This window comes from Nocardioides sp. NBC_00163 (assembly GCF_045206295.1).
Taxonomy (GTDB): domain Bacteria; phylum Actinomycetota; class Actinomycetes; order Propionibacteriales; family Nocardioidaceae; genus Nocardioides.
On sequence record NZ_CP108155.1, the window covers coordinates 1,165,448 to 1,180,000 of the forward strand.

The 14,553-nt window shown below is 66.4% G+C and carries 9 protein-coding genes and 2 rRNA genes (1 of these 11 running past the window's edge); 7 read left to right on the plus strand and 4 right to left on the minus strand.

Annotation, left to right across the window (positions count from 1 at the left end):
• Positions 1-2: 2 nt before the first annotated feature.
• From aceE to OG801_RS05610, 7 genes are all read left to right on the plus strand, one after another.
• On the plus strand, positions 3-2,804 hold the full coding sequence (aceE, locus tag OG801_RS05580) for a pyruvate dehydrogenase (acetyl-transferring), homodimeric type (protein WP_355019170.1): 2,802 nt from the start codon (positions 3-5) through the stop codon (positions 2,802-2,804).
• A 79-nt stretch (positions 2,805-2,883) separates the two neighbouring features.
• Positions 2,884-4,065 carry a PucR family transcriptional regulator gene (locus OG801_RS05585; RefSeq protein WP_406034329.1) on the plus strand — a complete coding sequence of 394 codons (1,182 nt, stop codon included), beginning with the start codon at positions 2,884-2,886 and terminating at the stop codon, positions 4,063-4,065.
• Positions 4,066-4,168: 103 nt separating this feature from the next.
• Positions 4,169-5,359, plus strand: coding sequence for an acyltransferase domain-containing protein (locus OG801_RS05590; RefSeq protein WP_406034331.1), 1,191 nt, complete (start codon positions 4,169-4,171; stop codon positions 5,357-5,359).
• On the plus strand, positions 5,356-6,342 hold the full coding sequence (locus tag OG801_RS05595; RefSeq protein ID WP_406034333.1) for a beta-ketoacyl-ACP synthase III: 987 nt from the start codon (positions 5,356-5,358) through the stop codon (positions 6,340-6,342). Before OG801_RS05590 ends, OG801_RS05595 begins: the two co-directional genes overlap by 4 nt.
• 54 nt (positions 6,343-6,396) lie before the next feature.
• The gene (locus OG801_RS05600; protein ID WP_091051955.1) at positions 6,397-6,648 is read left to right on the plus strand and encodes an acyl carrier protein; all 252 of its coding nucleotides are present in this window, start codon (positions 6,397-6,399) and stop codon (positions 6,646-6,648) included.
• 91 nt (positions 6,649-6,739) lie between these two features.
• A complete protein-coding gene (locus OG801_RS05605) occupies positions 6,740-8,008 on the plus strand; it encodes a beta-ketoacyl-[acyl-carrier-protein] synthase family protein (protein ID WP_406034335.1) in 1,269 nt (422 codons plus the stop codon).
• Positions 8,008-9,450 (plus strand): acyl-CoA carboxylase subunit beta, encoded by a 1,443-nt coding sequence (locus tag OG801_RS05610; protein WP_406034337.1) that lies wholly within the window; start codon positions 8,008-8,010, stop codon positions 9,448-9,450. Before OG801_RS05605 ends, OG801_RS05610 begins: the two co-directional genes overlap by 1 nt.
• A 91-nt stretch (positions 9,451-9,541) precedes the next feature.
• On the opposite strand, the gene OG801_RS05615 is transcribed toward OG801_RS05610, so the two are convergent.
• The 4 genes from OG801_RS05615 to OG801_RS05630 all read right to left on the minus strand — a co-directional run.
• Positions 9,542-10,033, minus strand: coding sequence for a DUF3145 domain-containing protein (locus tag OG801_RS05615; RefSeq protein ID WP_355019179.1), 492 nt, complete (start codon positions 10,031-10,033; stop codon positions 9,542-9,544).
• A 242-nt stretch (positions 10,034-10,275) separates the two neighbouring features.
• Positions 10,276-11,409: a tetratricopeptide repeat protein gene (locus OG801_RS05620; protein WP_406034339.1), complete on the minus strand. Its 1,134-nt coding sequence runs from the start codon at positions 11,407-11,409 to the stop codon at positions 10,276-10,278.
• A gap of 113 nt (positions 11,410-11,522) precedes the next feature.
• Positions 11,523-11,639, minus strand: a 5S ribosomal RNA gene (gene rrf / locus OG801_RS05625).
• A 176-nt stretch (positions 11,640-11,815) separates the two neighbouring features.
• Positions 11,816-14,553, minus strand: a 23S ribosomal RNA gene (locus tag OG801_RS05630) (it continues 353 nt past the right edge of the window).

Here is a 14,553-nt window from a genome sequence, read left to right on the forward strand (position 1 = left end):
ATGTGACCGAAGAATCCACCGAGACGACTGGTGGTCCGCAGGGCCCGACCCCCGCCCAGCCGACCGTAATCCACGAGGGTCTACCGACCCAGCTTCCGGACATCGATCCCGAAGAGACCAGTGAGTGGCTCGGCTCGTTCGACGCGATGCTCGAGTCGAGCGGACGCGAGCGAGCCCGCTACATGATGCTGCGTCTGCTGGAGCGAGCCCGAGAGAAGTCCGTCGGGGTCCCCGCACTGCGCAGCACCGACTACATCAACACCATCCCCTCCGACCGAGAGCCGTGGTTCCCGGGCGATGAGGACATCGAGCGACGCATCCGGGCCTTCATCCGCTGGAACGCCGCCGTCATGGTCTCCTCCGCCAACCGCAAGGGCCTGGAGGTGGGCGGCCACATCGCCACCTACCAGTCCTCCGCGAGCCTCTACGAGGTCGGCTTCAACCACTTCTTCCGCGGCAAGGACCACCCCGGTGGCGGCGACCAGGTCTTCATCCAGGGCCACGCCTCCCCCGGCATCTACGCGCGTGCGTTCCTCGAGGGCCGGCTCAACGAGGAGCAGCTCTTCCGCTTCCGCCAGGAGGTGCAGCACGGCGTCGGCCAGGGCATCTCGTCCTACCCGCACCCGCGTCTCATGCCCGACTTCTGGGAGTTCCCGACGGTCTCGATGGGCCTGACCGGGATCAACTCGATCTACCAGGCGCGGTTCAACCGCTACCTGCAGAACCGCGGCGTCAAGGACACCTCCGACCAGCGCGTGTGGGCCTTCCTCGGCGACGGCGAGATGGGTGAGCCCGAATCGCTCGGCGCCATCCGGGTCGCCGCCCGCGAGGAGCTCGACAACCTGGTCTGGGTGATCAACTGCAACCTGCAGCAGCTCGACGGCCCGGTGACCGGCAACGGCAAGGTCATCCAGGAGCTGGAGTCCAACTTCCGCGGCGCCGGCTGGAACGTCATCAAGGTCATCTGGGGCCGCGAGTGGGACCAGCTGCTCGCCAAGGACGTCGACGGCACCCTGGTCAACAAGATGAACTCCACCCCCGACGGCCAGTTCCAGACCTACTCGGTCGAGACCGGTGCCTACGTCCGGGAGAACTTCTTCGGCTCCGACCCGCGCCTGCGCAAGATGGTCGAGCAGATGAGCGACGAGCAGATCCGCAAGCTCCCCCGCGGCGGCCACGACTACCGCAAGGTCTACGCCGCCTTCGACGCGGCCACCAAGACCGTCGGGCAGCCGACCGTCATCCTGGCCCACACCATCAAGGGCTGGACGATCGACGCTCTGGAGGGCAAGAACGCCACCCACCAGATGAAGAAGCTGACCATGGCGGACCTGAAGAAGTTCCGCGACCGTCTGCTCCTGCCGATCTCCGACAAGGAGCTCGAGGCGACCTACGAGCAGACCGGCGCGGCGCCGTTCTTCAACCCGGGTCCCGAGTCGGCCGAGATCGAATACATGATGGAGCGCCGCAAGCAGCTCGGCGGCCCGCTCCCCCAGCGCCGGGTCGAGTTCAAGCCGCTCACCCTGCCGGGCGAGAAGGTCTACGCCGAGCTCAAGCAGGGCTCCGGCAAGAACAAGATCGCCTCCACCATGGCCACCGTCCGACTCCTCAAGGACTGGATGCGTGACCCGGAGATCGGCAAGCGCATCGTGCCGATCGCGCCCGACGAGTACCGTACCTTCGGCATGGACGCGATGTTCCCGAGCGCGAAGGTCTACAACCCGGGTGGTCAGCAGTACGAGAGTGTCGACCGGAAGTTGTTGCTCTCCTACAAGGAGTCCGCGCAGGGCCAGATGCTGCACGAGGGCATCTCGGAGGCGGGGGCGATGGCCTCGGCGACCGCTGCCGGCACGGCGTACGCCACCCACGGCGAGCCGATGATCCCGTTCTACATCTTCTACTCGATGTTCGGGTTCCAGCGCACCGGTGACTCGATCTGGGCGATGGCCGACATGATGGGCCGCGGCTTCCTGGTCGGCGCCACCGCCGGTCGCACCACGCTGACCGGTGAGGGCCTCCAGCACGCCGACGGTCACTCGCCGCTGCTGGCGGCGACGAACCCGGCGGTCGTGCACTACGACCCCGCGTTCGCCTACGAGGTCTCGCACATCATGCAGAGCGGCCTCGAGCGGATGTACGGCACCTCCGAGGAGCACCCGCACGGCGAGAACGTCATCTTCTACCTGACGGTCTACAACGAGCCGGTCAGCCAGCCCAAGGAGCCCGAGAACGTCGACCTCGAGGGCATCCTGAAGGGCATCCACCAGGTCTCGACCGCCGAAGGCGAGGGCCCGAAGGTCCGCCTGCTGGCCTCCGGCGTCGGGTTCCCGTGGGTCGAGGAGGCTGCCCGCATCCTCGAGGAGGACTGGGGCGTCAAGGCCGACACCTGGTCGGTCACCTCGTGGAACGAGCTCGCTCGCGACGCCATCGAGGCCGAGCAGTGGAGCCTCAACCACCCCGGTGAGACCCCGCGCACGCCGTACGTCACCGAGAAGCTCTCGGCGTCCAACGGCCCCGTCGTCGCGGTCTCCGACTACATGCGGGCCGTCCCGCTGCAGATCGCCCGCTGGGTGCCCGACGACTACCGCGTCCTCGGTGCCGACGGGTTCGGCTTCGCCGACACCCGCCCGGCCGCGCGTCGCTTCTTCCAGATCGACGCCCAGTCCGTCGTCGTCCAGGCCCTCCAGGCGCTGGCCGAGGCCGGCGAGATCGACGCCGCGTTGGTGAAGAAGGCCTTCGACACCTACCGGATCGACGACCCTACGTCGACGAAGGGCATCATGCAGGAGGGCGGAGACGCCTGAGCGTCAGTCCGTCAGGTCGGGGGCTCGGAGCGACTGTTCCGGGCCCCCAGCCGCATCTCCAGGTGGAAGGATCAGCAGTGTGACCAATCAGGCGACCCTCGATACGCGTCGGCGGACGGCAACGGCGCTGCGGCGCGCGACCGGCCGGCTGGCGACGGCCGCCACGTCGCGTATGGACGACGCGATGCCGTGGTTCAAGGACCTCTCCGCGAAGAACCGCTCGCTCGTCGGCCTGATCGTGCAGGCGGGCATCAAAGAGTTCGTGGGCTGGTATGGCGGTGGTGCCTCCGCCGACACCGCCAAGCCCGACCTGGCAGCGTCGATGTTCGGCGTCGCGCCCCGTGCGCTGACCGGCATCATCACGCTCCAGCAGACCGTGGACCTCGTCCGCCTCTCCATCGAGGTGGTCGAGGCCAACATCGACCACCTCCTCGGGCCCGAGGACGCCGCCGACGTCCACGAGGCGATCGGCCGCTATGCCCGCGAGGTCGCCTTCGCCACCGCCGAGGTCTACGCCCGCGCCGCCGAGCAGCGCGGCGCCTGGGACGCCCGGCTCGAGGCGCTCGTGGTCGACGCGGTCCTGCGCGCCGAGACCGACGAGGTCGTCCTCTCCCGAGCCAGCGCGCTCGGCTGGGACGCCGACCTGCCGCTGTGCGCGGTGCTGGGCCACGCCCCCGACGGCGTCCGCCTCGACGCCGCCATGGAGGAGGTACGCCGCCGCGCCCGCGCCCACGACCTGCACACCCTGTGCGCGGTCCAGGGTGACCGCCTCGTGGCTCTGCTCGGCGGCATCGAGGACCCGCTGGAGGCCGCCGAGCGCATCGCCGACCTCTTCGCCGACGGTCCCGTCGTGGTCGGACCGATGGCGGCCGGGCTCGCCACCGCCGCCGACTCCGCCCGCGCCGCGCTCTCCGCCTACCGAGCCGCACCCGGCTGGCCCGACGCGCCTCGCCCGGCACGCAGCCAGTCGTTCCTGCCCGAGCGTGCCCTGGCAGGCGACGCGTGGGCCCACCGCTACCTGATCGAGAATCTCTATCGGCCACTGGTGGAGGCCCGCAGCACCCTGATCGAGACGCTGGCGGCGTACTTCGCCGCCGGAGGCGGCCTCGAGGCCACCGGGCGCACGCTCTTCGTGCACCCCAACACCGTGCGCTACCGGCTCAAGCAGGTCGCGGAGCTCACCGGGTTCCTCCCGACCGACTCCCGTGACGCTCTCGCCCTCCAGGTTGCCCTGATTCTCGGCCGGCAACAGGACCACTGAGTCTGGCAGCGACGCAAGTTGTAGAACCCCTACAAGATTGCGTGATAGATATTCGTTGCCGCTGAAGGTGAACCGACCCCCCTCCAGACGGGACTATCGTTGCGTGCTCGTCATTGTCGCCCCAGGACAAGGTGCTCAGACACCAGGATTCCTCACCCCGTGGCTGGAGGACCCCGCTTTCGCCGCTCGTATGGAGTGGCTCTCAACCGTCGCAGGCATCGACCTGATCGACTACGGCACCAATGCCGACGCAGAGACCATCCGCGCCACCGAGATCGCCCAGCCGCTGCTGGTCGCCACCGGCCTGGTCGCAGCGCTCGAGCTCTTCCCGCAGCCCGCGGACGCCTTCGGCAAGATCGGGGCCGTCGCCGGCCACAGCGTCGGTGAGATCACCGCCGCCGCGGGCGCACGCGCGATCAGCGCCGAGCAGGCGATGGTGCTCGTCCGCGAGCGGGGCAAGGCCATGGCCGAGGCCGCCGCGAAGACGCCGACCGGCATGACCGCGGTCCTCGGCGGCGTCCGCGAGGAGGTGCTGGCCGCGATCGAGAAGCACGGCCTCACCCCCGCCAACGACAACGGCCCCGGCCAGATCGTCGCCGCGGGCACCCTCGAGCAGCTCGAGGCCTTCGCCGCCGATCCGCCCGCCAAGGCCCGGCTGATGCCGCTCAGTGTCGCCGGCGCCTTCCACACCAAGCACATGGAGCCCGCCGTCGGCCACCTCGCCCGGCTGGCCCAGAGCGTCTCGACCCACGACCCGCGTACGCGCCTGATCAGCAACAAGGACGGCCAGATCGTCCACGACGGCGCCAAGGCGCTGGACCGGATCGTCGGCCAGATCGCCAACCCGGTGCGCTGGGACCTCTGCCTCGACACCATGTCCGACATCGGCGTGACCGGCATCTTGGAGATGCCGCCGGCCGGCACCCTGACCGGGATCGCCAAGCGCGCCCTCAAGGGTGTCGAGACCTTCGCCCTGAAGACTCCCGACCAGCTCGAGGACGCCCGCGCGTTCGTCGAGAAGCACGGCGAGGCCAACCCGATCGAGACCACGCCGACCTGGCGCATGGTCGTCTCCCCGTCCAAGGGCACCTTCAAGCTCTCCGAGACCGTGTCCGGGGTCGACGTGATTCCGTCCGGCGCCGAGATCGGCGCCATCGCCAGCCTCCGCGACACGATCGCGATCACGTCCGCCCACGGCGGCGAGGTCATAGAGTGGCTCGTCGAGGACGGCGACCTCGTTTCCCCCGGTCAGCCGCTGCTGCGTCTGCACCCGACAGGAGTCCAGCACTCGTGATCTCAGCCCCGACAGGTTCCCCGCACGCCCGCATCCTCGGCGTAGGCGGCTATCGCCCCACCCGGGTGGTCCCCAACAGCGAGATCGTCGATCTGATCGACTCCTCCGACGAGTGGATCCGCACCCGTTCCGGCATCACCGAGCGTCGCTGGGCGGGCGAGGAGGAGACCGTACAGATGATGTCGGTCGCCGCGTCCCGCAAGGCGCTCGAGCACGCCAAGATCGGCATCGATCAGATCGACTGCGTCATCGTCGCCACCGTCAGCCACATGCGCCAGACGCCCGCAGTCGCCGCGCTGGTCGCCGACGAGCTCGGTGCCGACCACCCGGCCGCCTTCGACATCTCGGCGGCCTGTGCCGGCTTCTGTCACGGCATCGCGATGGCGAGCGACTTCATCCGCGGTGGCAGCGCCCGCAACGTACTCGTCATCGGTGTCGAGCGCCTCTCCGACATCACGAACCCGCACGATCGTGGGACCGCCTTCATCTTCGCCGACGGCGCGGGCGCCGCGGTCGTCGGCCCGAGCGATGAGCCCGGGATCGGCCCGGTCGTGTGGGGTTCCTCGGGTGACAAGGCCAACCACATCCAGACCCCCGACTGGTTCGAGGCGAACGAAGCCAAGGAGACTCCCTGGCTGACGATGGAGGGCAACGCTGTCTTCCGCTGGGCCTCCTTCGCGATGGCCAAGGTCGGTCAAGAGGCGCTCGAGAAGGCCGGCATCACCGCCGACGAGCTCGACTGCTTCGTCCCGCACCAGGCCAACATGCGCATCGTCGACGCCCTGGCCCGCTCCATGAAGCTTCCGGAGTCGGTCAAGATCGCCCGCGACATCGCGACCATGGGCAACACGTCGGCCGCCTCGGTCCCGCTTGCCCTTGAGCGGATGATCGAGGAGGGTCAGGCTGAGTCGGGCGACACCGCCCTGCTCATCGCGTTCGGCGCCGGACTGGTCTACGCAGCCCAGGTCGTCGTCGTTCCGTAGTCTCGCACCACCCCAGAGTTTCACCACACAAAAATCCGAGAGGAAGCACCACATATGGCCACCACCGAAGAGATCCGCTCCGACCTCGCCGAGATCGTCAACGAGGTCGCCGGCATCGATGTCGCCGACGTTCAGCTCGACAAGTCCTTCGTCGATGACCTCGACGTCGACTCGCTGTCCATGGTCGAGGTCGTCGTCGCTGCCGAGGAGAAGTTCGGCGTTTCCATCCCCGACGAGCAGGTCAAGAACCTCAAGACCGTTGGCGACGCGGTGAGCTTCATCGAGAAGGCTTCCGCGAACGCCTGACGCGCCCCGGCGGCTCGGCCAACCCTCCCAGGCCGAGCCGCCGGATCTGCTTCACCTGACCCAACGCGCCAACACCTCACACGGAGACCACATGAGCAGCCGCACCCGAGTCGTCGTCACCGGACTGGGCACCACCAACCCGGTAGGCGGAGATGTAGCCACCACCTGGGATGCCTTGATCGCCGGCCGCTCCGGCATCCGCGAGCTCACCGAGGAGTGGGCCCAGGACCTTCCCGTACGCATCGCCGGCCGTGTCGCCGTCGAGCCGTCCGAGGTTCTGGAGAGGGTCAAGGCCCGGCGCCTGGACCGCTCCGCGCAGTTCGCCGTGGTCGCCGCGGCCCAGGCCTGGAAGGACGCCGGCTTCGAGGGCACGGCCACCGAGGCCGGCCTCGATGGCGAGCGCCTCGGTGTCGCTGTCGCCACCGGCATCGGCGGCGTCACCACCCTGCTCGACAACTACGACACGCTTCTGGCCAAGGGGCCGCGCCGGGTCAGCCCGCTTGCCGTCCCGATGCTGATGGCCAACGCCTCGGCAGCCAACATCTCGTTGATCTACGGCGCCCGCGCCGCGGCTCAGACCCCGATCTCTGCCTGTGCCTCCGGCTCCGAGGCGATCGCCCTGGCCGCCGACCAGATTCGTCTGGGCCGCGCCGACGTCGTCCTCGCCGGTGGCACCGAGGCAGCGATCCACCCGCTGCCGATGGCCGCGTTCGCCAACATGATGGCCCTGTCCAAGACCGCCTCCGGTCCCGATGGTGGCGACCCGACCGCGGTCAGCCGCCCCTGGGACACCGGCCGCGACGGCTTCGTACTCGGTGAGGGCGCCGGCATCGTCGTGCTCGAGACGCTCGAGCACGCCCAGGCCCGCGGCGCCCGGATCTACGCCGAGGTCCTCGGCGCCGGCGTGACCGCCGACGCCCACGACATCGCCCAGCCCGACCCCCAGGGTCGTGGCGGCAGCCGCGCCATCAAGCGCGCGCTCGAGGACGGCGACATCGACCCGAACACCATCGTCCACGTCAACGCCCACGCGACCTCGACCCCTCAGGGCGACATCGCCGAGGGCTTGATGCTCCACGCCACCCTCGGCAAGCAGGTCGAGAACGTCGTGGTCACCTCGACCAAGTCGATGACCGGCCACCTGCTCGGTGGCGCCGGAGCCCTCGAGACCGTCGCGACCGTTCTGGCGATCCACCACCGCCAGTCGCCGCCGACGATCAACCTCGACAACCTCGACCCCGCGGTCGAGCTCGACATCGCCACCAAGGCCCGCGACCTGCCGGTCGGCGACATCGCGGCCCTCAACAACTCCTTCGGTTTCGGTGGCGCGAACGTAGCGGTCGTCTACGGAAGCATCTGATGACCATCACGGCGCCTGCTCCCGCGAGAAAGCAGCAGAAGCTTCCTCGCGACCAGGACCCGCGGAACCCGCTGACCCGCCTCAGGGCGCTCTTCGACGAGGGCACCGTCCAGCTCATCTCCCCCGACGACGACTCCGGCATGCTGGCCGCCGTCGGCGAGCTGAACGGCACCCGGGCGGTCGCCTTCTGCTCGGACGCCACCGTCATGGGCGGTGCGATGGGCGACCTCGGCTGCCGTGTGGTCGTCGACGCCTACCACCGCGCGATGACCGACGGCATCCCGATCATCGGCCTGTGGCACTCCGGCGGCGCCCGGCTGGCCGAAGGCGTACTCTCCCTGCATGCGGTCGGCCGCATCTTCCACGCGATGACGCAGGCCAGCGGCAAGATCCCGCAGATCTCGGTCGTCCTCGGCCCGGCAGCCGGCGGCGCCGCCTACGGTCCGGCCCTCACCGACGTCGTCATCCTCGGCCCCGAAGGCCGCATCTTCGTGACCGGTCCCGACGTCGTACGCTCCGTGACCGGTGAGGACGTCGACATGCTCCGCCTCGGTGGTCCCGAGCCGCACGGCCGCCGCTCCGGCGTCGTGCACATCCTGACCGAGTCCGAGCGCGAGGCGCTCGACAAGGCCCGCACGGTCGCCTCTCTCCTCGGCTCCCAGGGTGGCCTCGACGTCGCCGCGGTCGAGGACAAGGACCTCGCCGAGCAGCTGCCCGAGTCGAAGAAGCGCGCCTACGACGTGCACCCGCTGGTCGAGAACATCCTCGACGAGGGCACCGCGCAGGAGCTGCACGCCCGCTGGGCCCCCAACATCGTCACCGCCCTCGGTCGCTTCGGCGGCCGCACCGTCGGCGTCGTCGCCAACAATCCGCTGCGGCTCGGCGGCTGCCTCGACTCCCTCTCCGCGGAGAAGGCCTCCCGGTTCGTACGCCTCTGTGACGCCCTCGGCGTCCCGCTGATCGTCGTCGTCGACGTCCCCGGCTACCTGCCGGGCGTCGGCCAGGAGTGGGACGGCGTCGTCCGCCGTGGCGCCAAGCTGCTGCACGCCTTCGGGGAGTGCGTGGTCCCCCGGGTCACCCTGGTGACCCGCAAGACCTACGGTGGCGCCTACATCGCCATGAACGCGCGTTCCCTCGGTGCGACCAAGGTCTTCGCCTGGCCGGGCGCGGAGGTCGCGGTCATGGGCCCGGTCGCCGCGATCCGCATCCTGCACCGCCGCAAGCTCGCCGAGGTCGCCCCCGACCTCCGTCCTCAGGTCGAGGCGGAGCTCGCGGCCGAGCACGAGCGTCTCGCCGGCGGTGTCGACAAGGCTGTCGAGATCGGTGTCGTGGACGAAGTCATCGAGCCGTCGGCGACCCGCGGCGCGATCGCGGCCGCCTTCGAGGAAGCGATCCAGACCGTCGGCGTCCGCCGCGGTGCTCATGGCAACATCCCACTCTGACCGACACCGTTCAGACACAGACTGAGGCCCCGGAGCTCGCGCTCCGGGGCCTCAGTCGTCGTCGGCCGTGCTCTGCGGCCGACGGGGTCGCTCAGACGACCTGGTGCAGCCAGCGTACGGGGGCACCCTCCCCCGCGTGACGGAACGTCTCCAGCTCGTCGTCCCACGGCTTGCCGAGGAGCTTGTCGACCTCGAGCTCGAGCGTGGTGTCACCGAGGGCCGCCTTGACGACCGCGGCCTTGAGCCGGTCCTCCGGGATCATGATGTCGCCGTGCATCCCGGTGACGGCATGGAAGACGCCGAGGTCGGGGGTGAAGGAGTAGCGCGCGCCCTCAGAGGTCGACGTGCCGTCCTCGGTGACCTCGAAGCGCAGGTGCGTCCATCCCTTCAGCGCCGACGCGATCGCCGCTGCTGAACCGACCGCACCGGACCAGAAGAGCTCGGCTCGGTAGGTGCCGGCCTGGGCGGGCTGCGCCGTCCAGTCGAAGTTCACCGGCACACCTAGCACCCCCGCGACGGCCCATTCGATGTGAGGGCAGAGCGCGGAGGGAGCCGAATGCACGAACACAACGCCTCGTGCGATGCCACGCGAGGCGCTCGGGTCCTTGATCTGAGTGGTCACCGAATATCTCCTTCGTTGCGGCGCGAGCTACGCCTTCCCCAGCGGGCTCGATCATGCGTGAAGGAACATTTCGGTGATCACACGGATGTAGTTGTACGTCTATTCTTACCTACCGCGCCCAGGATCTCCAGTATCGGAGCAAAACGGCCAGTGGCGACCGGCATAGCTGCCGATCGCCACTGATTGCGCGTTGGAGGCGGACCTCAGTCCCTCTCGACCGTCTTCTCGAGGACCTCGGCCCGCGCCGCGGCGTCGGTGATCTCCTCGGAGTCGATCGCGTAGGTGCGGTGGAACCAGGTCAGCGCGTCCTTGTCCCGGCCGGCGTCCTGGAGCGTGTCTGCGTACGCGTAGCGCAACCGCACGACCCAGGCCTCGCGGCCCTTGTTGTTGAGCGGCGACTGCTCGAGGATCCGCAGGGCAGCGTCGAACTGACCCATGTCCCGACGAGCACCGGCCTCGACGATCGTCATCTCGGCCTTCGCCGGCGCCTCGAAGTTCGCCACCGACGGGCTGTGTGCGAGCTTGATCGCCTGCTCGGGCTGACCGAGCGCGCGGTGGCAGTCCGCCATGATCGGCAGGTACGCCGTCGCGCCGTTCATCCGCTTCGCCGCACGCAGCTCGGCGAGCGCCTCGGAGTAGTGGCCGGCAGCGTACGCAGCCTCGCCCAGCGCCTCACGAATCACAGCGATCCGCTGCGTACGCGACTTCGCCGCCTTCGCGTGCTGGTAGGCAAGCTCGGGGTCGGAGTCGATGAACATGTCGGCAGCGACCAGGTGGCGGGCGATCCGTGCCGCCAGCTTTTCGGGGAGGCCTCGCAGCTGAGCCGAGATCGCACGATCCAGCTCCTTGCCGGTCACCTCTTCCGGCAGCTCCGGACCGTCGTAGATCCGCTGATCCGCCGTACGCTCCTCGCGCGGCTCGTCGAAGCGACGCTGCGGCTTGCCACCGGGCTTGCCGCCACGGTCCTTGGAGTAGCCACCCTTGCGGTCGCTGCTGCCACCACGCTTCGGGCCGTCAGAGCGCTTCGGGCCGTCAGGGCGGCCGCCGGCGCGGGGGCCGCTGCGTCCGGTCGATGGCTTGCCGTCGCGACGCTCGTCGCCTCCGCGGCCACCGTCACGACGCTGGTCGCCTCCGCGACCTCCGCCGCCAGCGGCGCCATCACGGCGATCGCTGCTCCGACCAGCACCCGGCCGACCGCCACTCGGTCGACCAGCGCTCGGCTTGCCGTCACCCGATCGGCCGCCACGGCCGCCGGTGGACGACGACCCTGAGCTCTTCGGACGCCCGGGGCGTCCGGCGGGCTTTCCGCCTCTGTTGCTACGGCGCTCGTCAGCCATAGCTGCCTTCCTCACTGCTGCGTAACCGCAGCCGAATTCGAACGATCCGCAGATCAATTCGCCAGTAAAAGCAGTAGAGGCCGCCCAAAAGGGCGGCCTCTACCTGAAATTTTGTCCGGCGGCGTCCTACTCTCCCACAGCCTCTCGGTTGCAGTACCATCGGCGCTGAAGGGCTTGACTTCCGGGTTCGGGATGGGACCGGGTATTTCCCCTTCGCTATGGCCGCCGTAACTCTATCGACTCACCCCCGCACTCATCTGCCGGCGCTTTCGCTGCCGTGCAGAGCTGCTTGGGGTGGCCAAGCCATTGTTCAGTTCTAGCATTTGTTGCTAGTGTTGGTGTGGACGCGAACAGTCTCATCAAAGATGCAGTCTTCGATGGTTGTTGTTTTTGTTGAGGGTTTATGAAAGATAAGCCCTCGGCCTATTAGTACCGGTCGGCTGGGCATCACTGCTGTACACCTCCGGCCTATCAACCCCATAGTCTGTAGGGGGCCTTAACCCATAAAGGGTGGGAAACCTCATCTTGAAACGTGCTTCCCGCTTAGATGCGTTCAGCGGTTATCACTTCCGAACGTAGCCAACCAGCCATGCACCTGGCGGTACAACTGGCACACCAGAGGTTCGTCCATCCCGGTCCTCTCGTACTAGGGACAGCCTTTCTCAAGTTTCCTACGCGCGCGGCGGATAGGGACCGAACTGTCTCACGACGTTCTAAACCCAGCTCGCGTGCCGCTTTAATGGGCGAACAGCCCAACCCTTGGGACCTACTCCAGCCCCAGGATGCGACGAGCCGACATCGAGGTGCCAAACCATCCCGTCGATATGGACTCTTGGGGAAGATCAGCCTGTTATCCCCGGGGTACCTTTTATCCGTTGAGTGACCACGCTTCCACATGCCGTGGCCAGATCACTAGTTCCGACTTTCGTCCCTGCTCGACATGTCTGTCTCACAGTCAAGCTCCCTTGTGCACTTACACTCGCCACCTGATTGCCAACCAGGCTGAGGGAACCTTTGAGCGCCTCCGTTACACTTTAGGAGGCAACCGCCCCAGTTAAACTACCCATCAGGCACTGTCCCTGAACCAGATCATGGTCCGAAGTTAGACATCTAGTACGACCAGAGTGGTATTTCAACGTTGACTCCACACACACTGGCGTGTGCGCTTCACAGTCTCCCACCTATCCTACACAAGCCGAACCAAACACCAATACCAAACTATAGTAAAGGTCCCGGGGTCTTTCCGTCCTGCCGCGCGTAACGAGCATCTTTACTCGTAGTGCAATTTCGCCGAGTCCACGGTTGAGACAGCGCCCAAGTCGTTACTCCATTCGTGCAGGTCGGAACTTACCCGACAAGGAATTTCGCTACCTTAGGATGGTTATAGTTACCACCGCCGTTTACTGGGGCTTAAATTCTGAGCTTCGCCGTGAGGCTAACCCGTCCTCTTAACCTTCCAGCACCGGGCAGGAGTCAGTCCGTATACATCGTCTTACAACTTCGCACGGACCTGTGTTTTTAGTAAACAGTCGCTTGGGCCTGGTCTCTGCGGCCCTTCACGCTTCCCCCAGCTAGTGGGTTCACGATCCGGGCCCCCCTTCTCCCGAAGTTACGGGGGCATTTTGCCGAGTTCCTTAACCATGGTTCGCTCGATCGCCTCGGTATTCTCTACCTGATCACCTGAGTCGGTTTGGGGTACGGGCGGCTCATGACTCGCTAGAGGTTTTTCTCGACAGCATAGGATCATCGACTTCCCCAAACGGGTCCGTATCACGTCTCAGGCATACAGTGTGCGGATTTGCCTACACACAGCCCTACACGCTTACCCGTAGACAACCATCGCTACGGTTCGACTACCTTCCTGCGTCACCCCATCACTTGACTACTACACACTTGGGTCCCATGTTCCACACACACGCCTCACCCCGAAGGGATCGGTCACGCATGCTTCAGATGGTTAGCATCATGCGCCTCATCATGGGCGTCACTTCGCCGGTACGGGAATATCAACCCGTTGTCCATCGACTACGCCTGTCGGCCTCGCCTTAGGTCCCGACTTACCCAGGGCAGATTAGCTTGACCCTGGAACCCTTGATCAATCGGCGGATGTGTTTCTCACACATCATTCGCTACTCATGCCTGCATTCTCACTCGCGTAACCTCCACCGCTGGATCACTCCGCTGCTTCACTGGTTACACGACGCTCCCCTACCCACCCCGGAAAACCGGAGTGCCATAGCTTCGGCGGATAACTTGAGCCCCGCTACATTGTCGGCGCGGAATCACTTGACCAGTGAGCTATTACGCACTCTTTCAAGGGTGGCTGCTTCCAAGCCAACCTCCTGGTTGTCACTGCGACTCCACATCCTTTTCCACTTAGTTATCGCTTAGGGGCCTTAGCTGATGGTCTGGGCTGTTTCCCTCTCGACAATGGAGCTTATCCCCCACTGTCTCACTGCTGCGCTCTCACTTACCGGCATTCGGAGTTTGGCTAACGTCAGTAACCTGGTCGGGCCCATCGGCTATCCAGTGCTCTACCTCCGGCAAGAAACACGCAACGCTGCACCTAAATGCATTTCGGGGAGAACCAGCTATCACGAAGTTTGATTGGCCTTTCACCCCTAACCACAGGTCATCCCCTCCATTTTCAACTGAAGTGGGTTCGGTCCTCCACGCCGTCTTACCGGCGCTTCAACCTGCCCATGGCTAGATCACTTCGCTTCGGGTCTAGAGCGCGCGACTCAATCGCCCTATTAGGACTCGCTTTCGCTACGGCTTCCCCACACGGGTTAACCTTGCCACACACCGCTAACTCGCAGGCTCATTCTTCAAAAGGCACGCCATCACCCCCACTGCCAAAAGGCCGGCCGGGCTCTGACGGATTGTAGGCACACGGTTTCAGGTACTATTTCACTCCCCGCCAGGGGTACTTTTCACCTTTCCCTCACGGTACTGGTCCGCTATCGGTCATCAAGAAGTATTTAGGCTTAGCGGGTGGTCCCGCCAGATTCACACGACATTCCACGAGTGCCGTCCTACTTGGGAAGTACATCAACCCAGCCAAACACATACGATTACGGGGCTATCACCCGCTACGGCCCAGCTTCCCAACTGGTTCACCTTCATGCTTGGTTTCTTACTGAG

Bases quoted from the DNA above. Each gene is read 5' to 3' on its own strand.
- OG801_RS05610 (WP_406034337.1), top strand. From the start codon at position 8,008: ATGACCATCACGGCGCCTGCTCCCGCGAGAAAGCAGCAGAAGCTTCCT.
- OG801_RS05600 (WP_091051955.1), top strand. From the start codon at position 6,397: ATGGCCACCACCGAAGAGATCCGCTCCGACCTCGCCGAGATCGTCAAC.
- OG801_RS05605 (WP_406034335.1), top strand. From the start codon at position 6,740: ATGAGCAGCCGCACCCGAGTCGTCGTCACCGGACTGGGCACCACCAAC.
- OG801_RS05620 (WP_406034339.1), bottom strand. From the start codon at position 11,409: ATGGCTGACGAGCGCCGTAGCAACAGAGGCGGAAAGCCCGCCGGACGC.